This window comes from Hymenobacter sp. BT188, from assembly GCF_014333585.1.
Lineage (GTDB): Bacteria > Bacteroidota > Bacteroidia > Cytophagales > Hymenobacteraceae > Hymenobacter.
Genome location: NZ_JACSCW010000006.1, coordinates 169,827 through 191,164, shown reverse-complemented (window position 1 = coordinate 191,164; position 21,338 = coordinate 169,827). Strand labels below are relative to the sequence as shown.

General features: G+C 55.1%; 15 protein-coding genes. 10 read left to right on the top strand and 5 right to left on the bottom strand.

Annotated features, from left to right (window positions below; all coding sequences use genetic code 11):
- Window positions 1–31 precede the first annotated feature (31 nt).
- Window positions 32–652, top strand: a complete 621-nt coding sequence (locus tag H8B13_RS17670; RefSeq protein ID WP_187312142.1) for an exonuclease domain-containing protein — start codon at window positions 32–34, stop codon at window positions 650–652.
- Here the strand turns inward: H8B13_RS17670 and H8B13_RS17665 are convergent, their stop codons facing one another.
- The 3 genes from H8B13_RS17665 to H8B13_RS17655 all read right to left on the bottom strand — a co-directional run bounded on the left by H8B13_RS17665 (window position 653) and on the right by H8B13_RS17655 (window position 2,599).
- The gene (locus tag H8B13_RS17665) at window positions 653–1,489 is read right to left on the bottom strand and encodes a TPM domain-containing protein (RefSeq protein ID WP_187312141.1); all 837 of its coding nucleotides are present in this window, start codon (window positions 1,487–1,489) and stop codon (window positions 653–655) included.
- Window positions 1,486–1,941, bottom strand: coding sequence for a TPM domain-containing protein (locus H8B13_RS17660; protein WP_166073967.1), 456 nt, complete (start codon window positions 1,939–1,941; stop codon window positions 1,486–1,488). Before H8B13_RS17660 ends, H8B13_RS17665 begins: the two co-directional genes overlap by 4 nt.
- 79 nt (window positions 1,942–2,020) lie before the next feature.
- The gene (locus tag H8B13_RS17655) at window positions 2,021–2,599 is read right to left on the bottom strand and encodes a LemA family protein (protein ID WP_187312140.1); all 579 of its coding nucleotides are present in this window, start codon (window positions 2,597–2,599) and stop codon (window positions 2,021–2,023) included.
- 154 nt (window positions 2,600–2,753) lie between these two features.
- Between H8B13_RS17655 and H8B13_RS17650 the strand changes: the two genes are divergently transcribed.
- The 8 genes from H8B13_RS17650 (at window position 2,754) to H8B13_RS17615 (ending at window position 15,059) form a co-directional block, all read left to right on the top strand.
- On the top strand, window positions 2,754–3,755 hold the full coding sequence (locus H8B13_RS17650) for a sugar phosphate nucleotidyltransferase (RefSeq protein WP_187312139.1): 1,002 nt from the start codon (window positions 2,754–2,756) through the stop codon (window positions 3,753–3,755).
- Window positions 3,756–4,095: 340 nt separating this feature from the next.
- The gene (locus H8B13_RS17645) at window positions 4,096–5,487 is read left to right on the top strand and encodes a hypothetical protein (protein WP_187312138.1); all 1,392 of its coding nucleotides are present in this window, start codon (window positions 4,096–4,098) and stop codon (window positions 5,485–5,487) included.
- A 106-nt stretch (window positions 5,488–5,593) separates the two neighbouring features.
- Window positions 5,594–5,986: a hypothetical protein gene (locus H8B13_RS17640; RefSeq protein ID WP_187312137.1), complete on the top strand. Its 393-nt coding sequence runs from the start codon at window positions 5,594–5,596 to the stop codon at window positions 5,984–5,986.
- 149 nt (window positions 5,987–6,135) lie between these two features.
- Window positions 6,136–7,584 carry a hypothetical protein gene (locus H8B13_RS17635; RefSeq protein ID WP_187312136.1) on the top strand — a complete coding sequence of 483 codons (1,449 nt, stop codon included), beginning with the start codon at window positions 6,136–6,138 and terminating at the stop codon, window positions 7,582–7,584.
- A gap of 64 nt (window positions 7,585–7,648) precedes the next feature.
- Window positions 7,649–11,122: a hypothetical protein gene (locus tag H8B13_RS17630; protein WP_187312135.1), complete on the top strand. Its 3,474-nt coding sequence runs from the start codon at window positions 7,649–7,651 to the stop codon at window positions 11,120–11,122.
- 59 nt (window positions 11,123–11,181) lie between these two features.
- Window positions 11,182–12,714, top strand: coding sequence for a hypothetical protein (locus tag H8B13_RS17625; RefSeq protein WP_187312134.1), 1,533 nt, complete (start codon window positions 11,182–11,184; stop codon window positions 12,712–12,714).
- Between the two features lie 111 nt (window positions 12,715–12,825).
- A complete protein-coding gene (locus H8B13_RS17620; protein ID WP_187312133.1) occupies window positions 12,826–14,286 on the top strand; it encodes a hypothetical protein in 1,461 nt (486 codons plus the stop codon).
- Between the two features lie 98 nt (window positions 14,287–14,384).
- Window positions 14,385–15,059 carry a hypothetical protein gene (locus H8B13_RS17615; protein WP_187312132.1) on the top strand — a complete coding sequence of 225 codons (675 nt, stop codon included), beginning with the start codon at window positions 14,385–14,387 and terminating at the stop codon, window positions 15,057–15,059.
- Window positions 15,060–15,076: 17 nt separating this feature from the next.
- Here the strand turns inward: H8B13_RS17615 and H8B13_RS17610 are convergent, their stop codons facing one another.
- On the bottom strand, window positions 15,077–16,225 hold the full coding sequence (locus H8B13_RS17610) for a PepSY-associated TM helix domain-containing protein (RefSeq protein WP_187312131.1): 1,149 nt from the start codon (window positions 16,223–16,225) through the stop codon (window positions 15,077–15,079).
- 21 nt (window positions 16,226–16,246) lie between these two features.
- A complete protein-coding gene (locus H8B13_RS17605) occupies window positions 16,247–18,700 on the bottom strand; it encodes a TonB-dependent receptor (RefSeq protein WP_187312130.1) in 2,454 nt (817 codons plus the stop codon).
- Between the two features lie 323 nt (window positions 18,701–19,023).
- Here H8B13_RS17605 and H8B13_RS17600 point away from each other — a divergent pair, with 323 nt between their 5' ends.
- A complete protein-coding gene (locus tag H8B13_RS17600) occupies window positions 19,024–21,222 on the top strand; it encodes a prolyl oligopeptidase family serine peptidase (RefSeq protein ID WP_187312129.1) in 2,199 nt (732 codons plus the stop codon).
- The last annotated feature ends 116 nt before the right edge of the window (window positions 21,223–21,338 follow it).

The following is a 21,338-nucleotide window of genomic DNA, read 5'->3' as shown; positions in this document are numbered from 1 at the left end:
CGTCTGCTTACTGCCGTCCGTACAGTTTGCCATGCGCTATATCTCCCTCGACCTAGAAACCTCTGGTGGCAAGCCACAACGCCATCAGATACTGGAACTAGCAGCCGTAGTGGAGGACACCAAGCGCCCTCGGCCATTGGCCGATTTGCCGGTTTTTCGGCGAGCTGTGCGGCACCACGAGTACGTGGGCACGGCCGGGGCACTAGCGTTGAATGCGCGTTTGCTGGAAGAATTGGCCTGCAAAGAGCCTAATCAAGAAATTTGCCCCCCAGAAGAGCTACTACCGCAGTTGCGAGAATTTCTGCTAGCAGAAGGCTTCAAAGCCGACAAGCACAACTGCGTAACGGTGACTATGGCCGGGAAAAACATTGCCTCTTTCGACCTGGGCTTTTTGCGCGAGTTGCCTGGCTATGGCACTCTGGTGCGGGCCGAACCAGCTATGCTGGACCCTGCCGCTTTCTATCTAAACTGGAAAAAGGATTCGCGCCTGCCCACGATGAGCATCTGCAAGGCTCGCGCAAAGTTTGACGACAATACCGTTGCGCATGAAGCCGTGGCCGATGCGTTGGATGTAATTCAGCTATTGCGGCCGTTTTATGAGCTGCCAGTGTATCAGCAGGTTGTACCATACAGCGCCGAAGAAGCGCATTAATTACCAGTCGCCGCTGGCCCCGCCGCCGCCGGAGCTACCGCCCCCGAAGCCGCCAAAACCACCGCCGCCGCCGCCGAAGCCACCACCAAAGCCGCCTCCGCCACCAAATACGCCGCGGCCGCCGCTGAAGTCGCCGAAGATGATAGGCGGAATACCCATGCCACCAATGCCCCGGCTGCGTCGGCCGCCGGAGCCGCCGCCACGATTGCGCATAAATAGAAACAGCACGAGCACTCCGATTACCAGCCAGAAGGTCCAGCTGGAGCCGCTGTCGTCGCTGCTGCGCTCCCGTTGGTTTGTAGCTGGGTCGGCTTTGTATTCGCCTTTGGCCAGCGCAATAAGCTGATCCGTAGCCCGATCGAGGCCGTCGTAGTAGCGCTGCTGCTGAAAGGCCGGCACCACAGTATTGGAAATAATGCGCTTCGCCAACGCATCCGGTACGGCGCCTTCCAAGCCATAGCCGGTCTGGATGCGGGCTTTGCGTTCTTTCTCAGCTACTAGAATCAGGATGCCGTTATTGGTGCCTTTTTGCCCGATGCCCCAGGCCTCGTATAGCTGCTGAGCGTAATCAGCCAGCTCATAATTGCCCAGCGTTGGGATGGTTACGACGGCAATCTGAGAAGAGGTAGAGTCGTCGTAAGCAACAAGCTTATTTTCCAGTGCTGCTACCTCATCGGGGCGCAGCATGCCGGCCAGATCGTTTACCAGCCGGGGCGGGCTGGGTCTGGGGGGCAAATCTTGGGCGAGGGCTGGGGGACAAATTCCGGCTACGGCCAGCCACAGCAACAAACAGGGTACTAAGATTCGCCAGAAGGCAGAAGGGGAGGGGTGCCTCATGCGCGCGGGGGCGTCGGTTTGCCAAATGAGATAGAATCGTCGAGCTCGTTGCTGTCGGTGCCCGCATCGTACGGGAAAAAGTGCTGCAACTGCTCGCCCACCATGCGCACACCTTTTTCCAGGCCGGTCACATAGTCGTTGGCCCGAAAGTGCTTCAGCACAGTTTCCTTGGTGGTTTCCCAGAAGTCGTCGGGCACGGCGGCGTTGATGCCCGCGTCGCCAATGACAGCGAAGCGGCGCGCTTCCCAAGCCAGATAAAAAAGAACCCCGTTGCGCTGCGCGGTGCGGTGCATGTTCAACTCAGCAAATACCTGCGCGGCCCGGTCCAGGGGTTCGGGGGTAGGGCAGGTGTCTTCCAAGTGTACCCGAATTTCGCCTGAGGTCTTGATTTCGGCCTGTCGAATGGCGGCAACCAGCTTGGCTTCCTGCTCCGGGGTCAAAGGGTTCTTCATTTGTTTCTGATCATGGGTTTGTAGTGGCTGGTTGCCGGCTTTAAGCTTTTACGCCAAGCTGGCAACCACCCGCTAAAACTTAAAACTGTACTGTGGGCGCCTTCTGAGAAGCCGCATCGGCCTCAAAATAGCCTTTTGCCGAGAAGCCGAATACCCCCGCAAACAAATTGTTGGGGAACTGTCGGATGAAGCCGTTGTAGTCGTTAGTCATGTTGTTGAACTTGTTGCGCTCCACGTTGATACGATTCTCGGTACCCTCAATCTGGGCCTGCAGCTCCTGGAAGTTGGCGTTGGCCTTCAGCTCCGGATAATTTTCCGACACTGCCAGCAAACGACCCAAACCAGCGCTTAACTGGCTTTGTGCCTCCTGGAATTTCTGGATGTTTTCGGGGGTCAGCTGATCAGCGTTCAGTTGCACGCTGGTTGCTTTAGCGCGGGCTTCGATAACGCCGGTAAGCGTGCTTTGCTCGAAGTTGGCAGCACCTTTCACGGTATTTACCAAGTTCGGAATCAGGTCGGCGCGGCGCTGGTAGGCGTTCTGCACGTTGCCCCACTGGGCTTTTACGGCCTCATCACGCTCCACCATGCCGTTGTAACCGCACGATGATTGCGTGAGCAGCACCATTAAACCAAACAGGTAGAGAAGAAGACGTTTCATAGGAGTAAGGGAGAGGAAGGGAAAGATGGTTGTAGTTACGCATCAAATATTAAATATGCGCAGTGCAAAGTACGGAAACCCGACTTAGCGGTTGTCTTTACAGTTACTGCCGCACGAATTACTATTTTGCGGTCTTACGCCACGTCTGTCGTTTATGAAAGCTGTTATTCCTGTTGCTGGTATTGGTTCGCGCTTACGGCCTCACACCCACACCCAGCCCAAATCGCTGGTGCCGGTGGCGGGCAACACCATTCTGGGCCACATTATTGACCGGCTGGTGGGCGCCGGCATCGAAGATTTTGTATTTGTGATTGGCTACCTGGGCGAGAAGATAGAGAGCTACGTTCGTCGGCAGTATCCAAATCTGCGTTCTGAGTTTGTGGTGCAAGAGCCCCGCGAGGGTATTGGCCACGCCTTGTGGGTGGCTCGCGAGTATTTTCGCCACGAAACCGACGGCATGCTGATTCTGCTCGGCGACACTATTGTAGACGTGGATCTAAGTCAGTTGCTAGACACTCCCGGTACCGTGCTAGCTGTAAAGGAGGTTAAAACGCCTTCTATGTTCGGGCTGGTAGAAACGGATGCCACCGGGCAGGTGACCAAAGTAGTCGAGAAGCCGCGCATCCCGAAGTCGAATCATGCGCTGGTTGGGCTCTATAAAATTGCCAATCCCGAACGGCTGGCTGTAGCGCTGGAGCGCATTATTGCCGATGAGCAGCGCACTCACAATGAGTACCAGCTTACGGATGCGCTCATGCTGCTCATCAACGAAGGTGAGGAAATGACTACCACACCGGTCGATAACTGGTTTGATTGCGGCCGCAAAGAAAGCTTGCTCGAAGCTAACGCCCGCCTGCTGAACCGCCCCGAATTTCTGGTGACCCGTGAGTACCCCGAGTTTCCCGATACCATTATTATCCCGCCCGTCAGCATTGGCCGCGACTGCCAGATTCGGCACTCCATCATCGGACCCAATGTAGCCATCGGCGACCGCACCATCGTACGCAACACTATTATAAGCGACTCTATCATTGGTTCTTACAGTGAGCTGCGCTCTGCTGTCATGCAGGACTGCATTGTGGGCAGCGACGCTTCCTTCAGTGGCCTGAACCACAGCCTCAACATCGGCGACAACACCGAGATTAATTATAGCTAGCAGTCTGGGGGGCTTTTTTGTCCCCCAGCTTGATATAAGGCTGTTCTAAAAGGCGGTCATGCAGAGCGGAGCATCTCGCTCGCAGTCGTTGCAATGGTAACCCAGCTAACACGCGAGATGCTTCGCGCTGCTCTGCATGACGTGCTATATGACACCTTATACTAGCCATCTGCTGCGCTGCCTAACAGTCTAATTCAAAAACTTTCGATAATATCGATAAGGCCATACACCGTGAAGTGGCACAAAATTTTCCGCGTTTCTCAGCGTTCCTCCACAACCCACCGGCCCGGCTAGCAGTACGCAGGTTGCGGCACGGGCCGTTTGCCTCTATTTTGCTTCTATGAATTTGCCCCCCAGATTCCGTTTTCAACCTGCGCTGGCCGCTGTGCTGTTAGTATTAGCGGGTTGCTACTCCCGCGATGATGTAAAAACTGATGGCGGCACGGTATCCGAGCAGCAGGTCGAAAACGACCAAACCAAAATGTCTCGCGACAACGCCAAAGTCGCCCCCAATGCACCCGCCCCAGCTGTAGAAGAAACCAGCGCTTCCGCTGTGCCGCTGGCCCAAGTGAATGTATTTTTGGAGGTATCGGGCTCAATGGAAGGCTTCATGCCCAAACCCGGTGCCGATGCAAGCAATACTCGCTTTCAGCAGCACGTTGCGCAGTTTTTGTCGGAGTTGAATAATAGCCCAGCAGTAAGCCGTAAGGTGTATTATAGGATCAAAGAGAAGCCCTACCGCGACTCATACCAGCAGCTTTCCGGCACCGTACGCGGCGGCATTAAGGAGCCCGCCAGCAGCACCGATATTCCGACTGTACTTGATACGCTGGTCAGTAATTACTACGATCCGAACACAGTCAGCATCCTGATTTCAGACTTCATTTACTCGCCAAAAAACACCGGCGCTATTCCCTACATCAAAACCGATATTACGGATGCCATCAGCCGCACGCAGCGCCCTGATTTGGCTGTGTCGGTGTACGGCTTCACCTCCGACTTTCAGGGCACGTTTTACCCAGCCATCATGACCGGTGCCCGCAAAGTACCCAACTGCTGCGACACGGATATCCCGTATTACTTCTGGGTAATTGGCCCCCAAGATGCCGTGCGGCGCTTCGATGCGGCGTTGCTGGCTAAGCAACCCGCTCAACAGGTTCATTATGGCATAAAGTACCCGCGCCCGGCTTCTTCGTTGCTGAACCGATATCAGAATAAAGGCGATTGGTACTACGGCGAGAAAACTGCCAGCAAACGTGAGGCTGGTGCCACCTATCACACGGTAGCCGTGCAGGAGGCTTCCGCGCAAAATCCTGTGGAGTTTGTACTGGGGCTAAACATAAGTACCATGCCTGCCTTGTATCAGGACGTATCTTATCTAAAGCAGAATTTGAAGCTCGTTGGTCAAGACACCGACGCGAAGATTGTCAACGTGGCCGCAGCTACCGATCAGACCCGCGCCAGTAGCGGCCCTGAAAATCAGTACACACATTTTGTGAAGGTGCGCTTGACTAAAATGGCCCGCGCTGCGCGTCCTTTGCAAGTTGTGCTCAATGATGTTCGCCCAGCTTGGGTAAGCCAGTGGACTATCCAAAACGACAGCAACATCAACCAAGCTGGCCCGAAAACTTTCGCCTTCGCTAGCCTTCTCGATGGTGTGTCAACCGCTATTGTCGCTGGCCAGCCGGCACCCGTTTTCCAGATCCCACTTACACTTGAGCCCGCCAAATAGCGCCAAGATGCAATAGAGCAAAGCTTGTTTTGCATTGCTCACACAATTCTGTTGAATCTTTAGCGTTCAGCGAATCGCCACTCAAATTTATTTGTACATTTCCGCTATGAAGTCATTTTTTCGCTTTCTCTACGAACTCATCGGTTCCCCCCAACCGCCATCCGAAACGCCAGTTTACCGCGAGGTGATTTTTCCCAACGTCGGCTTGCTGACCCTGGGTGTTTCGCTAGCCTTAGTACTGATTTTCTATTACCTAATAAACCGCGCAATGGGTGTGGCTACCTTTAATAAGGTGCGCCACTGGACCATTTTCCTCATGGCCAATGCCATTATCGCTTTCATCATCGCTATTGTACAGTGCAATAGTCAACAGGTGGCCGAGCATTCTTATATCTATTGGCTGGCTACCATAAACGCGTTGTACGGATTACTCTGGTTCTTTCTCTTCTCCGTTATCCTGCGTAAAGGATCAACCAACGCCAGCACCACACCTTTTTAATGGTATAAAGACGCGATAACCCGCGTCTTTATCGTTTCTATCGTTAAGCTACAGTCAGGCATTGGCCCGATGTCTTAGCGGTAAGACGCTAACACATGCGTTTTTAACGCGTCTGCGAAATCTGATCAATCTGCAAACTCTGCGATTCAATGGCTAAACTCTTTTTATTCGGTATTGGCGGCACGGGCTCCCGCGTTATTCGCTCCCTCACCATGCTGCTGGCCGCCGGCGTACAGCTACCCAATTGTGACCGGGTAGTACCAATCATCATCGATCCCGACGCTCACAACGGCGACATGAACCGGACGGTGGATATGCTGAAAAGCTATCAACAGATTTATAACCGCCTGGGTCAGCGTGAGGATGGCTTTTTCCACACCAACATCAGCACGCTCAGCAGCATTTCGGCTGACACCAACGGCGGTGTAAAAGACACCTTCGTGTTTGATTTCGGCGGCATCAACCAAAGCTTCCGCCAGTATCTGAGCTACGACCAACTCTCCATTGATTCAAAGGGATTAGTGGAGCTATTGTTCACCCAAGACAACCTAGAAAGCCCCCTGACCATTGGTTTCCGCGGCTCGCCAAACGTGGGCAGCGTCGTGCTGAACAAGGTGGTAGACTCACCGGAAATCCGGTTTTTCGCCGACAACTTCCAGGCAGGCGACCGGGTGTTTTTTATCTCCAGCATCTTCGGTGGTACAGGCGCGGCGGGCTTTCCACTGTTGCTTAAGAACCTCAAGGACCAAAACACGCGCCTGAGTAACGCTCGCTACCTGCGCGACGCTCTAACCGGTGCCGTGACAGTAATGCCCTACTTCGCCTTGCAGTCGGAGGATAACTCCATCATTGACTCCAACAGCTTTCTGACCAAGACGAAGGCCGCGCTCAGTTACTACGAGCACAACCTGCAAGGTCTCGACGCTCTGTATTACTTAGCTGACACGCCCGATACGCCCTACGAGAATCAGCCCGGCGGCACAGCCCAGCGCAACAAAGCTCACCTCATCGAGGTATTGGCCGCGCTCAGTATCGTGGACTTCATGCAGTACCCTGATGCGGAGTTGCGCAATGGTGGCCCGCACTTCCACGAGTACGGCCTGGGCGTGGACACGCAGGAACTCAACTTTAGTCACCTACCCGACGAGTCGCGGGAGATGATAGCTAAGCAGCTGACGCAGTTTCTGTACTTCACGCGCTACCACAAGCAGCACCTGCCCACCGATAAAGCCCCTTACCACGACAACCTGAACTTGGATTATGCCATGCGCAATGAGCCCATCTTCAAGGAACTGAATAACTTCCTCCACAGCCCCGAGTTCGGCGTGGATGAGTGGCTGAAAGAGCTGGCCCAAAATCGCCGCGCCTTCCGCCCCTTCGACCTCACCACCGACGACTTCAACGCCATGATTGCCGGCAAGCCCGTGGAGAAAAAGTGGAATGACTTCTTCAATAAAGGTCTCAGTCAGAACTACTTCCTCAATAGCCTAAACGACGCCGCCAAATCCATCCAAGAGCCCGACAACTTCAAGAAGCTGCTGGCTCTGTTTGACCGCGTAACGGACAAGGCTTTTGAAGAAAAGGTAAAAGTGGTATAAGAATAAAGCTTCCCTTCTCAGCCAGAGAAAGGAATTGCATTACTATTCAATAAGACATAAAGGAATGCCCAAAGTCCTTCGCTTACATAACAACGGCTCCCAGCAGGTGCAAGGCTGGCAGAAAACCGCCCCCATTACCAGCACCGAAATTGATACCGTAACCGACCCCACCGGCGGGCGAGCCAAGAACGTGGCCGTGTCCATCCCAACGCCGTTTGCGCGGATGCACTTGTTTGAAACGGCCTTCGATTTCCTGGCTCGTGAAGGGCAGCGCAATCCGGGTTCGGTATACCACGAACTGGTGTCGCATTACTGGGACCTGTTCGAGGTGCTGTATAACTTCAATCTCTACACCCAGGCTGGCCGCAAAATCACGCTACGCCGCTGGAATGCGGAAACGGAATTGCGCAAAATGCAGTCGGATGAAGGCACACGCCTGCTAGGCGAAACCTTGCGCTTGTTCCTGCAGGATGACCGATTCCGTGACTTCACGGATATGTATCTGGTGTTCTATGAGTCGCCGGACCTGCCAGGTGGGCCGCGCTTACTAGGGGGTACTTCGCCGCTTACCCTGCTCTTCACGGCCCCGACGGTAGCACCGCTAGACTTGGAGCGCGCACAGGCTAGGGGGCATTATTTCGATAACCAGATCGTGCTGCTCGAAGATCGCTCGCCGGCTTTCAGAGAGTTCGTGTACGAGATGTTTCTGGCTTATCCGCAGTTACAGCGCCGCGAGTTTGCAGGTAGTGTATTTGCTAGCCTCGACCGCAGCCGCATCAATCAGATGCAGATGCAGGGTGAGCATACGGCCCAGCGTTTTGCCGCTAAGTATCCTGCTATCACTGACTTCCAGGGTAACCTAGTGAGCGTGAAGTACGTGCCGCTTCCTGGCCGCGCCGACCAATCGGCGGTGATGAGCAGTGACTTATTTATTCAGCCCACCCGCGAGAGCAATACCGGCCGCCTGCGCCCCTTGGTGTTGCGACCCAATCTGACTATGCAGGGGGCAAATTACCTCAACGGCCAACCTTGGGACGACCGCACGCCCGTGCCCTACGCCGATGAGCTGACGCTAGAGAATCGGGTGCTGCCCGGCAAAGGCTTCAAGTACCCTTACCTTACGGTAGGCGACTTCCTAGAAGATGCGTTGGTTGAGCTGCCTTATGAGCTCAACACGCAGCGCTTCCACACGGGTAAAGTGACCTTCCAGTACGGCGCTGACACCCAGGGTCGGGCGCGGTTTCCATACCTGCTACCGCTGAAGCAGTCCTTCTTCGAGTACTTCACCGAGCATGATTTGGCTGAACTGGTCACGTTTACCATTGACCTGAACCATGTGCGGGTAAATGTGCGGGTGCCGGTACAGGGGGGGCGTTTTATCACGTTTGAGCGCAGCTACTACCAAAATCCACAGAACCCCAAGGACGCGCAGGGCCGCGAGATTACGGAGAAGGGTCGCATCGTACGGGCCAACATTGGCTTGGGTGTATTCCCATTCTACAAGATGCGCGCCCAGCCCGAGTACAACGACTTTTACAAGGTCATGCTCGTGGATGCCGACAACAGCCCGACTATGCTGCAACGCCGCTACGACCTCACGTTCTTCGTAGGTGGCGAGCGGCTAACCGACCAAGGCGCGGCCCGTCGGGCTACCAAGTTTGAGCGTACCCAAAAAAGTGTAGCAACGGCTGGCAGTACGTATTATGAAATCACCGGCACCCACTTCGACCTGGCCGAACTTACTTGTCCGCCAGCTACGCTTGGTGCGGAGCCGGCCCGTGGTCTTATTGTGCCACGCTGGAAGGAGCTGGACCGTGGTACGCGCCGCTTTACCTTCGCCGTCGATTTTGGTACCAGCAATACGCACGTAGCGTATGCCGATGGTCCTTCGGCTCACCCGCGGCCTTTCACTATTGGCGAGGGCGACTTGCAAGTAGAGTTGCTAAACGCGCCGTTGCCCGATACTGGCTACTCAGCCTTCCAGCGCTACATGCGCGGACCCGGTCAGCTGTTTGACATTCCCCTGATTCAGAATCGGGAGTTTGTGCCCAGCATCGTGGGTGAGCAGCAGTCTGTGTATGAGTTTCCGATTCGGACGGCAGTCTGCGAAACGAACTCCTATGCTAACGAGCCCAGCAAAGTGTTGAGCAATATCAACATCGGCTTCAGTATCAACACCGAAACCAACCAGCCACCCCAGAACCGCTTCGTGACCAACTTGAAGTGGTCGGCGGAGCTGGACCCGCAGGGTGTGAATCGGATTGCGGCCTTCTTTAAGGAAATTCTGCTGCTGATGAAGCACAAAGCGGCCCAGTACGGCGGCATTTTGGAAGATACCCGTGTGGTGTGGTTTGCCCCCCTGAGCTTCGATATGTTCCTGCGCAATCAGTTTCAGCAAGTATGGGATGAAGCTTTCCAGGAGGTATTCCGCGCCCGCCGACCCACTCAGTGCATTTCGGAATCGGTGGCCCCGTACTACTACCTCACGGCCACCAACCAGGTAGTGCCCAACCGCGACGAGAACGTCATCAACATTGACATTGGCGGCGGCACGACTGACTTGTTGATTTTCGCGGAGCAGAAGCCTTCGTTCAGCTCGTCCTTCCGCTTTGCCGGCGACGACCTGTGGGGTGACGGTTATGCTCGCGTCCAGGGCGCGCCCAAGCAAAACGGTCTGCTACGCCTTGGTGTGCAGTACGTGGAAAGCCTGCCTGATTCGGAGCAGAACCAGGAGTACAAAGGCTACCTGCGGGCTGCTCTGCAAAACCCTGATTTTGGTTCGGCTGACGTAACGAGCTTGCTCTTTACCTACAACGAGGCGTTGCGCTTTACGCAGAGCCTGGGCTTGGGCAAAGGACGGCAGTTGCGAGTGCTTTTCTACCTGCACTACACGGCTATTATCTACCATGTAGCACAGCTAGTACAGCATCTGGGCCTGAAAACGCCGCGTTATCTGTGCTTCTCTGGCAAAGGCAGCTTGTATCTGCGGTTGCTCAGCGGCGGCAGTAGCTTGGCGGCCATAGAGAAAATTACCAAGGCGGTATTCCTAGCAGCTACCGGCCAAGAGCCACCGCAGAACTTCCGTGTAATTCTGGCTGATAACCCTAAAGAAGCAACTACCAATGGCGGCGTGCTTTTCGAGGAAAGCGCCACCAGCGCCGCCGACTTTGACAAGATTCGGACGGTGAAACTTAATGGTGCTTTAGAAGGCGCGGACATTGACACTGCTCGTCTCAAAATTCCGCAAGTTGATGCCGAATTGAAGCAGTCGGTAATTGATAACACGCGCCGCTTTCTCGAAATCGTGCTCGACAATGACGATGTGGCTCCGCTGATGCGCGAAGTAGGCGTTGACGTGGATCGGCAGAAGGTGAAAGACTTCTTGCTCCGTGAAATTGAGGATAGCCTGAACTTGGGTCTGCACCAGATTGGCCGCAACCTCGGTCAAGGTGAAACACTGCCGGAAACGCTGTTTTTCTATCCGATGAAACAGGCGCTGTATAACTTGAGCCGGGAACTGATTAACCCGAATTCATAATGCAATAACGCCGTGCAGAAGTTGATTCTGCACGGCGTTATACCGTTGTCATTTTTGCTATGAAAATATTTCCCCGTTTCGCTGCCTTATTGATAGGTGTGATACTGTCTGCCTCAAGTGTCAATGCCCAAACCGAACTCGGCAAACCTACGCTCGACGAGTCAAAAACTCAGATCTGGTGCGCCACGGCGAAGTTCGTGTACGAGGATACAGGTGTGCCTGAGCTGAAGGGCACCTTGCGTTGCGACGGTAGCTTACAGGCATTTGAGAACAGCATTAAGGCCGATAAGCAGAGTGTATACAGCCGTTTGTATAAACCACTGGAGCGGGGGGCAATTTATAACGGGTTGACCACAGATGAGGCGCGACTTAATAAGCTCACCACCGAAATCATAAACCGGCTCAAAAACCCCGCGCGCACCAATGACCCGGTTCGGATGCAGCGCCTGACGGCCTTGGAAACGGGCCTGAAAGGCTTTGTGCAAAACGGTACTCCCTTGGGTGACACCAGTGCTGATCTGGTAGCTGAAGAAGCAGCCGATACGGCTTCCCTGGCCGATACCACAGTAGACTCTGATGTAGGCGTAGCGCTACCAACTGGCACGAGCGTAAGTAGCCCGCGCACGTATGCGGCTGAGAGCACCATCAGCAAGCTTTTTGCTCCTATTGCGTTGGTATTTTCAATACTAAGCTTGGTGCTTTTTGCTTTGCAGCGCGGTCATATTAAGGCCCTGAATGCGCGCGCCGAGCGTCATCGGGCTGCGCTGGAAGCGGTAAAGTTGGCCATGCCAAGTGATAGTCCTTCGCTCAAGAAACTGACGCCCGAGCTACAGCGCGAGATTGAGAAGATAGTGGAGCAACGCGTAGGCGCGGTACTAGCTCAAGCGAAGCCCGCCGCTCAAAATTTGCCCCCCAGACCAGCCGTACCTGCTCCGCCGGCGCCAAATCGTCCCTCAGTGGCCGTAACGCCAAGTGCCCCAACGGTGCCTCCCGCTCCGGTACGGCCAGCGGCGCCCGTAGCGGCTACCCCCAGCCCGCAACCTGCACCGCAACAAACGGCTCCTACGCCCCCGGCTCCGGTGCCTACCTATACTGCACCGGCGCCAATAGCCGAAGCGCCGGTTGCTGTCCCGACGCCTGTAATACCAGTTGGCCCGCCCGCTGCTGCCTCGCGTGATGACTTCGATAGCCTAGTGCCGCCGGTGCAACTGCCCACTCCGGATAATTGGTCAGTGGCGCCTCCGATAAATAAGCCGGAAAACCAACCAGTCCAGACAAGCCGCTACTATGTGAAGGTGCCTGTGAATGGGGGATTCAGTGAATATGACTTGCAGGAACAACCCCAGCATGACAGTATTTACGAAATCAAACTGGATGTCCAACGGCCCGAGCGCGCCACGTTCCGAATCACTTCTAACACGGCGGTACACGCCTATGCTATCCAAAGCGCGCAGTATTCCCTGCGCGAAGCCTGCCGCTACCAGCAGCCTAGCACGCCCGTTTCGCGCATCGTGACGGATGAAGAAGGAACATTGTTTAAAAGCAATGGGGCTTGGCAGATTGAGCAAAAAGCCGCTATTCATTTCGAGTAGGAACGTACCTCAACGCTTTGGGCGTTGTTTCTTTGTGGTCGTATTACTGATTACATTCCACCGCCGCGTATACCAAACGCGGCGGTGTGTGTTTCTACAAACTCTTGCTTGATGCTTGAAATCGTTCTTGAAATAATTGTTGTGCTCGTGGTGGTGGGTTTGCAGATTCGCACGTTCCTGCAAACCCGCGCGCAGGCTCAACGATTAGCGCAGATTTACCCAGCCAAAAACACGCTGCGCGTGGAGCGTCGGCTGGTAACGCCGGCCGGCGAAGATTTGCCCCCCTACGCCGCCAATGCGCCCGCCGATGCTTACCTAATCGACCTGATTCGGGCGGACGCGGTACCCGCTGACTTTCAGGAAATCCTGACTGATACCAACGATTACCTGCGCCATAATAAAGGCGCCGCCGCTGACTTCGGTATTTTGAAAGATATTTCGGAGCGGCAGTCGCAGGTGCTGGAAAATGCGGTGCAGGCGAATGTGGCCACGCCCTTGTATCTGGGTCTGCTAGGGACCTTTTTGGGCGTAATTCTGGGCTTGGTAGGTATTGCGCGAAATGGAGTGTCAGATGAAGATGCGCTCACGCCGTTCCTCACCGGCGTACTCATCGCCATGACCGGCAGCTTTGTGGGGCTGCTGTTGACATTATTAGGAAATGGTTTGGTGCGGAAGGCGCATCAGCAGCTCGACCAAGGCCAGAATAGGTATTATACTTTTCTGCAAGCGCGCTTGTTGCCCGTGCTGCATAACGACATGGCCAACAGCTTGTCTACCTTAAAAGGGGTGCTGGATGCTTTTAATCAAGATTTTATAAGCAAAGTCACGATTTTCGAGCCCATCATCGGGACGCTGACGGAGAACGTAAAAGTGCAGCGCGACTTTCTGGTGAAGCTCAATGAAATTGGGTTTGATAAGATGGCGAATGCCAACTTAGCCGTGTTTGACAAAGTGCGGGAGTCGGCGGAGCTGTTCGGCTCGTTCGTCGGTTATCAGCAGCGGCTCAATCAAATGCTGGAGGAAGGTACTGCCACCGCTAACGCTGTGCGGAGCATTCTGGACCGCTTGACTGGCTTTGAGCGCGGCATCAACAACGTCGGCCAGTACATCGGCCAGCACGATAATTTGATCCAGCACCAGCTCGATTTTTTCCAGCGCCACGAGAAGGAAATGACCAACGTGGCCGCCCGCACGGAGCAGTACTTCGACCTAGCTACCGGCCGCCTCACCGACCTGATGCAGCAGCGCCTAAGCTTCCACGAGCGCGACGCCCAACAAGCCTACGAAAAGTGGGGACAGTACTTCCAGCGCCTCAACGAGGAGAACGTTTTCGACCGCATTACGCATTATTTGGAGCCCTTCAAAAACCTGGACGCCGAGCAGAAAAACCTCTCCCGCGATGTGACTGCTACCCAGCGCGAACTGATGCGCAAAATCGAGATGGACTCGCAGATCCAAGCCAAAATTCTGATGGAGCTGTCCGCACTAAATGAGGTATTGATAAAAGCTACAGCCAAAAACCGCATGCAGCGGGCAATGGATAGCTTGTTTGGCGGCGTGAAACCACAGTAAGCTAAGCGCACCCTTATTTGTCTTTGGGGGCTTTTACAACGATTTTTTAACGAATCCGACGCGAGATAAAGCACTTCTTCGCGTTACACATTCTACTCATGCAGGATTCTCAAAACCGCTCTTCCAACGATTTCTTTTGGCCCAGCTACGTGGACCTGATGACGTCGTTGTTTGTGGTGATGCTGGTGCTGTTTGTGTACAGCTTCAAGCTGTTTAAAGACCGCGAAAACGACCTAAAAAAAGCCAACGGCGACCTGAAAGCCAAAGCGGAAGAGCTGGAGCAGATTACCAAGATTCGGCGCTCTTTGCAGCGGCTGGAGGGCAAATACTTCCGCTACGACCCGAATCTGGAGCGCCACGAATTGCTCGTGCCGGTGCAGTTTAAGGCTGGCCAAGATGAAATTCAGGATGCTTACAAGCCCGCGCTCTTGCAGGCCGGCCGCACGTTGCGTTCTGTGCTCAAAACCATCAAGACGGAGCAGCCGGTGCGCTACTTGGTGATTGTGGAAGGCATGGCGGCACGCTACGCCGGTAATGATGCCCGCAACCGTACGCAGGAGCAGCTTACCTACCAGCTTAGCTACCGGCGGGCGCTGAATTTGCTGAATTTCTGGAAGCAAAATGGTCTGAACTTCAGCCAAGACAGCAATATCGAACTTATAATTGGTGGTAGCGGCTTCTATGGTACTGGCCGTTACCGCGGTGCCAAGGAAGGCGATAATAAGCGCTTCCTAATTCAGGTGATTCCGAAGATCGGGCGGATTGGGAAGTAGGAATGCGTCGACCGATCCTAGGAGTTGACTGGAGTTCGGCGGGGCTGTACCTGTTGCTTTGCTTTCTTGGGCTTATTGCGCTTGCCCCACCATACCAGCGTACCAGTAACGGGTAGGCTAGCCGCAATCAGGCTGACCAAAAAGGCAATAATTTTGCCCCCCAGGCCCAGAATCTGACCGGTATGGATGTCGTAGTTGGCATCAATGAGTTTCTGGCCGCGACTCTTGCCAGCGTCTGGAATGGCTTTGAGCAGCTGACCGGTAGTGGGGTGAAAGTAGTACTCGTCGCGGTGGCTGTAGAGCAAGGACGTCCGGTAGGCGATAGAGTAGGCGGGCTGGTCAGGGGCGACTGGCGCGGCGACGTAGAGCATTTGAGCCGTTGGCGAATCGCGCCGTATCTGCGCGTAAAACTGGTCGATGAGGGGCTGGTCGGGCGCAGTACTTGGCTGGGCCGTCACCTTGGGGGGCGTTTTTTCCTTGGGAAAGTTGCTGCCCGTGTTGGCTGCCAGGTACACCGAGTCGCGCACCCACTCGAAGCTCATCACCAGGCCCGTCAACGCGATTACCAGCGCGATGCTGGCGGTGTAGAAGCCTAGCACGTTGTGCAAATCGTAGTTGACGCGCCGCCAACGGCTGTTCCATTTGATGGTGAAGCTGCGGTGTCGATCCTTCTTACGCTTAGGCCACCACAGCACCATGCCTGTGATGAGCATGACCACAAAAATCAGAACCCCGATGCCCACCACCCATTCGCCCACGGCGACGGGCAACAGCAAATACATATGGATTTCCTGCACGATGGTAAAAAAATCGCGCTTCAGGTTTTTGTAGTGTAGCTCCTGGCCGGTGTAGGGGTCGACGAAGGCGGCGTAAGAGCCGCCGGCTTTGTCCGTACCGTACACAATGGCAGAGCGGTCGGGGCCCATGTACATCAGCCAGGGCGAGGTCAGGCCGGGGTGATTTCGTAGCATGGTAGCTTGCAAATGAGAAGGCGGCAGCGCGGGCGTGGCCGCCACTGGCACTTTCAGCCACGGCTCGGTAGCTTCCCGAATCTCTTCTTGAAAAACAAAAATGGCCCCCGTAATGCTCACGATAAACACCACCAGCCCCGACGCGAGGCCGAGCCAGAGGTGAAGTTTGCGAATGGCTTGTTTGAGGGGCGTCATCAGCAGAAGAATTTAGGCCACTTAAAACTTATACGCCACGCTACCCACAAAGCTGCGTAGCTTCTGTGCGTTCATGGTGGTGTAACCAATCCAGTACCGCTCGTTGGTTAGGTTATCGACCTTGGCCGAAATCCGGAACTTGGGCTGGTCGTAAAAAATGGACGCGTTCAACACCATGTAGGAGGGCAGCGTAAACACGCTGGCCGTTGTGTTCTGAATCCTGTTGTCGCTGGCGTAGTTGCCGCCGAAGCCCAGACCCAAGCCTTTCAAGGCCGAAGCGGACAGGCGGTAGCTCAGCCACAGGTTAGCCAGATACGGCGAAGAAGCCGTGCTGGGGCGGCGGCCGGTGTCAAGGGCAGTGGCGCGCTCCAGGCGGGAATCATTGTAGGAGAAGCCGGCCACGGCGTTGAAGCCCTCAAACGGATTAGCCACCACATCAAACTCGACGCCGCGGCTGCGCTGGGTGCCGTCCTGGGTTTGGGCAAAGCGGGCGGCAGCCTCCGGGCGCGGATCGGTGCGCAGCAAGTCCTTCACCTGAATGTCATAGTAGCTGAGGGTAGCCGTCAATTTGCCCCCCAGCGCGTCTACTTTCACGCCTGTTTCCCACTGGTTGGCTTGCTCCAGATCGGCGATGCGCTGGCCGGTGCTGTCGGGGAAAGCCACGTCGTAGGCCAGGTAAGAGCCGCGGTTGTTGAAGCTGTTCTGGTAATTGGCAAACAGCGAAATCCTATCCTTCAGCGGCTGAAATACGACGCCAAACTTTGGCGACAAGGCCGTTTGCTGATACGCCGGCACCACACCGCCGACCAGGCCGCCGCGGTTATCGAAGTGGTCTACGCGCAGGGCTGCCAGCACACTCAGCCGGTCAGTCAAGTTCAGCACGTCGGAGGCGAAGGCGCTGTAGGTATTGATTTTAGTGGTGATGGGATAAGTGAAATCAGGGGCGCCGGCCGCGTAGCGGGCACTCAGGCTCGCGCCATTAAACTGCGAATAATCGAAATCTGGTTGGTTGAGCGGCACGATGTCGTACACACTGCCGAAGAAGTTCTGGTCGGAGTCGATGCGCAAAAAGTCCAGGCCCAGCACCACGCGGTTGCGCCGACCACCCACCTGAAAGTCGCCGTTGAAGAGCTGCTGCACCTCGTACACCTGCTCAGTGCTGTTGCGGGTCGATTGGTCGGCGCGGGCCAGAAAATTGGCTCCCGGCGCGGCATTGGGGTTATTAGTAGCCACAGCATCGGGCACCAGGTAGAAGTAGGGTCCGAAGCCTTCGGAAAAACTGCGGCTGGCCGAGAAGTTAGTGGACGACGTAAAAGCCGACGAAATCCGGTAGTTCACCTGCCCAAAAAAGTTGGTGCTGCGCGAATCCAGCTCCAGCCCCTTGCCCACGTAGGCGTTGCGGTAGTCAATATTCACGTCTTCGGCCCGCGAAACACCAAACTGAGAGGAAGGGAAGTAAAAGAAAATGAGCTGCTTGCCCACGCTGCGGCCCCGAAACAGCTCCGCGTCGAGGTTGATGCTGAGGCGCTCCGTGGGCTGAAACGACAGGCTGGGCGCAATGGCGATGTTGCGGTTGAAGCCCTCGCTCTGGAAGTTGTCTTCCTTCTGATAAGCCGTGTTTAGGCGGAAAGCCAGCGTTTTGGCCTTATTGAGGGGCGTATTCACGTCGGCGCTGAGGCGGTGGAAGCCGAAGCTGCCGCCCGAAGCCGCTACTTCGCCGCCGAAGCTGTCGTAAGGCTTCTTGGTTACGCGGTTGATAAGGCCGCCGTAGGAGGTGAGGGCACTGCCGTAGAGCGTGGCCGACGGCCCTTTGATAATCTCGACCTTCTCCAGATTGGCCGCGTCTACGTCGCTAGTTACGTTGCCGGCCAGGCCGTTGCGCAACTGGCTCTGCACGATAAAGCCGCGGGTGTTGTAGTAACTGCCGCCGTCGCCGGCCCGGCCGGTGGCTTCCCACATGCGCTGCACGCCGGGCGCGTTGCGCAGAGCCTCATCCACGGTAAATACCAGCTGCTCCGTGAGCAGCTCCTTGCCCACGGTGTTGTACACTTGCGGATTTTCCAGGTTTTGCAGCGGCATCTTAGCCGCGTAGTCCGACTGCTTGCGGGCGAATTTGTTGACGCGGGCCCCGCTTACCACTACTTCGCGCAACTGCTGGGCGTTTTCGATGAGCACAAAGTCGAGGGTGGCACTCTGGCCGCTGGAGACTGTCACGGTTTTCTCCGCCGATTTCAAGCCGATGCCCGAAACGACCAGCGTGTAGGTGCCGGCCCTCATTCTACTCAGCACATATTCGCCCCGGCTGTTGGTGATGGTGCCCTGGCTGCGATCTTCCAGGCCCACAGTAATAGCCTCGGCCGGGCTACCGTCGGAGGTAGTGACGCGGCCACGAATAGCAGCTGTTTGTTGTGCCTGAACAGTTAGAACGCTGCCAGTGAGGATAATGGCTAAGCCAAAAGAGCGGAGGAAAAACATAAATTGCTTATTCAGAAACTTTCTAAAGAGATGCAAAGGAACAACTTATCTTCTTATTTAGAAAGTTTCTTAATAATTTAACTGAACAGTACTAAGACCTTTCTCACCTCATTCTGGTTAACGTATGAGCCGACAGAGGTGCAGTGCTTTTGTTCTGAGCATTATAAATGACAGATTATGCCAGTTATATGGCTGTGCTCAACCTAATAAACACCACTATAGGGAAGGTGTGACTTCATATATTACAAGAAAGCCTGCTTCATTATGATATAAAGCGAAGACGGACTTCTATCTTCGACATACACTCCGCTGCTCTATACCTCATGTACATCACTAAATACCCGTTGCTGGCTTTGCTCGCGCTGGGGGCTTGTCGCTCTGCGGGACCAACTGCCAAATCGGCTACTACTTATTCAGCCAACCCTCATATGGCGGCCGTTACACCATCTAGTTCCTCTGTGAAGTACCCCGAAACCCGCAAATCCGATCAGGTAGATGATTACCACGGCACGTCCGTCACCGACCCATACCGCTGGCTTGAAGATCTCGATTCACCCGAAACCAAAGCGTGGGTAGAAGCCCAGAACAAGCTGACTTTCGGCTACTTGGAAAAAATACCGTTTCGGGATAAGATCCAGGAGCGACTCACCACCATCTGGAACTACGAGCGTTACGGCGTGCCACAGGTGGAGGACGGACAGCTGTATTTCTCCAAAAACGACGGCCTACAGAACCAAGCGGTGCTGTACGTGCAGAAAAATGCCCCCCAGAGCCAGCCGGGAGTGTTGCTCGACCCCAATAAGTTCTCGGCCGACGGCACTACAGCCCTGACCGGCACCTACTTCTCCAACGACCATCGCTATATGGCATACTCCACCTCCGGCGGCGGCTCTGACTGGCTGAAGGTGAAAGTGCTGGATCTGAAGACACGCCAGCCGCTGAAGGATGAACTGGAGTGGGTGAAGGTGTCGGGGGTGGCGTGGGCCAAGGATGGCTTTTATTACAGTCGTTATGCCGCGCCTAAGTCAGGTGAAAACCAGTTAGCTGGCAAAAACGAGTTTCACAAAGTCTATTACCACAAGCTTGGCACCGCGCAAAAGGCGGATAAGCTGGTGTATGAAGACAAGAAAATGCCGCTGGGCTTCCGATTCGCGGGCACCACGGAAGATGAGCGTTTCTTAGTGCTGAGTCTCACCGATGGCGTGGCCGACGGCAACCGCCTCGCCGTGCGCGACCTCACCGACCCAAAGCAGGCCGACAAGTTCACGACGCTCATCAGCAGCTTCGAGCACAATAACTCGGTGGTGGGCAACGTGGGGGGCAAATTGTTGGTACTCACTAACTACCAGGCGCCTTTGTACCGTTTGGTACTTATTGATCCAAAAAAGCCACAGCAGGCCAACTGGAAAACGGTGCTGCCCGAAACCACTTATAAAATCGATAATGTGGAGCATGCGGGCGGCCGCCTGATTGCTACCTACTTGAAAGATGCCAGCAGCCAGGTAAAAGTGTACAGCGAAACCGGAGAGTTTCAGAATGATGTAGAGCTGCCAGCCATTGGTACAGCAGCAGGTTTTGGTGGGCGCCGTGATGCCAAGGAAGTGTACTACGCTTTCACCTCGTTCACGTATCCGACTACTATCTACAAATACGACCTCGCTACCAAGCAAAGCACGGTGTTTCAGGCCCCGAAAGTGGAGGTGAAGCCCGATGACTATCTAACGACTCAGGTGTTTTATAGCAGCAAAGACGGCACGAAGATTCCCATGTTTATCGTGCACAAGAAAGGGCTGAAGCTGGATGGCAAAAACCCAACTTACCTCTACGGTTACGGGGGCTTCGATATCTCCCTGACTCCATCGTTTAGCGTAGCGCGTATGCTGTGGCTGGAAAACGGGGGAGTGTTGGCTGTGGCCAATCTGCGCGGTGGTGGCGAGTACGGCGAGGCCTGGCACAAAGCCGGCATGACGCCCAACAAGCAAAACGTATTCGACGATTTTATTGCCGCCGCCGAGTACTTGTCGGTGCAGAACTACACGTCGCCTAAGCACTTGGCTATTGCGGGCGGATCAAATGGCGGCTTACTGGTGGGCGCCACCATGATTCAGCGTCCCGATGTGGCACGCGTGGCTTTGCCAGCCGTGGGCGTGATGGACATGCTGCGCTATCAGAAGTTTACGATTGGCTGGAACTGGGCTCCCGAGTACGGCACCTCCGACAACTACGCGCAGTTTCAGAATCTCTATAGCTTCTCGCCTCTGCACACGTTGAAACAAGGCGCCGACTACCCGGCCACGATGATTACCACCGCCGACCACGACGACCGGGTGGTGCCGGCGCACTCTTTTAAGTTTGCCGCGGCTTTGCAGGAAAAAGCGGGCGGCGCCAACCCACAGCTCATTCGCGTAGACGTGAATGCGGGCCACGGGGCGGGCAAAAGCACCAAACTGCAAATCCAGGAATGGGCCGATGTGTGGGCTTTTACCTACTACAGCATGGGCCTGAATCCCTACGGGAAATAAGCCCAGAAAAGCCCCCCAACGGTTCAGCTTACCAGTAATAAGAGATTGAATAGCCACTGACGGGCTTTTTTCCGTACTAACCTTTCGCGGGTCGCTTTGTATCTTGCGGCCCGAAA

Excerpts from the sequence above, each read along its gene's own strand:
- H8B13_RS17670 (WP_187312142.1), top strand. The coding sequence starts at position 32 with ATGCGCTATATCTCCCTCGACCTAGAAACCTCTGGTGGCAAGCCACAA.
- H8B13_RS17665 (WP_187312141.1), bottom strand. The coding sequence starts at position 1,489 with ATGAGGCACCCCTCCCCTTCTGCCTTCTGGCGAATCTTAGTACCCTGT.
- H8B13_RS17660 (WP_166073967.1), bottom strand. The coding sequence starts at position 1,941 with ATGAAGAACCCTTTGACCCCGGAGCAGGAAGCCAAGCTGGTTGCCGCC.
- H8B13_RS17655 (WP_187312140.1), bottom strand. The coding sequence starts at position 2,599 with ATGAAACGTCTTCTTCTCTACCTGTTTGGTTTAATGGTGCTGCTCACG.
- H8B13_RS17650 (WP_187312139.1), top strand. The coding sequence starts at position 2,754 with ATGAAAGCTGTTATTCCTGTTGCTGGTATTGGTTCGCGCTTACGGCCT.
- H8B13_RS17645 (WP_187312138.1), top strand. The coding sequence starts at position 4,096 with ATGAATTTGCCCCCCAGATTCCGTTTTCAACCTGCGCTGGCCGCTGTG.
- H8B13_RS17640 (WP_187312137.1), top strand. The coding sequence starts at position 5,594 with ATGAAGTCATTTTTTCGCTTTCTCTACGAACTCATCGGTTCCCCCCAA.
- H8B13_RS17635 (WP_187312136.1), top strand. The coding sequence starts at position 6,136 with ATGGCTAAACTCTTTTTATTCGGTATTGGCGGCACGGGCTCCCGCGTT.
- H8B13_RS17630 (WP_187312135.1), top strand. The coding sequence starts at position 7,649 with ATGCCCAAAGTCCTTCGCTTACATAACAACGGCTCCCAGCAGGTGCAA.
- H8B13_RS17625 (WP_187312134.1), top strand. The coding sequence starts at position 11,182 with ATGAAAATATTTCCCCGTTTCGCTGCCTTATTGATAGGTGTGATACTG.
- H8B13_RS17620 (WP_187312133.1), top strand. The coding sequence starts at position 12,826 with ATGCTTGAAATCGTTCTTGAAATAATTGTTGTGCTCGTGGTGGTGGGT.
- H8B13_RS17615 (WP_187312132.1), top strand. The coding sequence starts at position 14,385 with ATGCAGGATTCTCAAAACCGCTCTTCCAACGATTTCTTTTGGCCCAGC.
- H8B13_RS17610 (WP_187312131.1), bottom strand. The coding sequence starts at position 16,225 with ATGACGCCCCTCAAACAAGCCATTCGCAAACTTCACCTCTGGCTCGGC.
- H8B13_RS17605 (WP_187312130.1), bottom strand. The coding sequence starts at position 18,700 with ATGTTTTTCCTCCGCTCTTTTGGCTTAGCCATTATCCTCACTGGCAGC.
- H8B13_RS17600 (WP_187312129.1), top strand. The coding sequence starts at position 19,024 with ATGTACATCACTAAATACCCGTTGCTGGCTTTGCTCGCGCTGGGGGCT.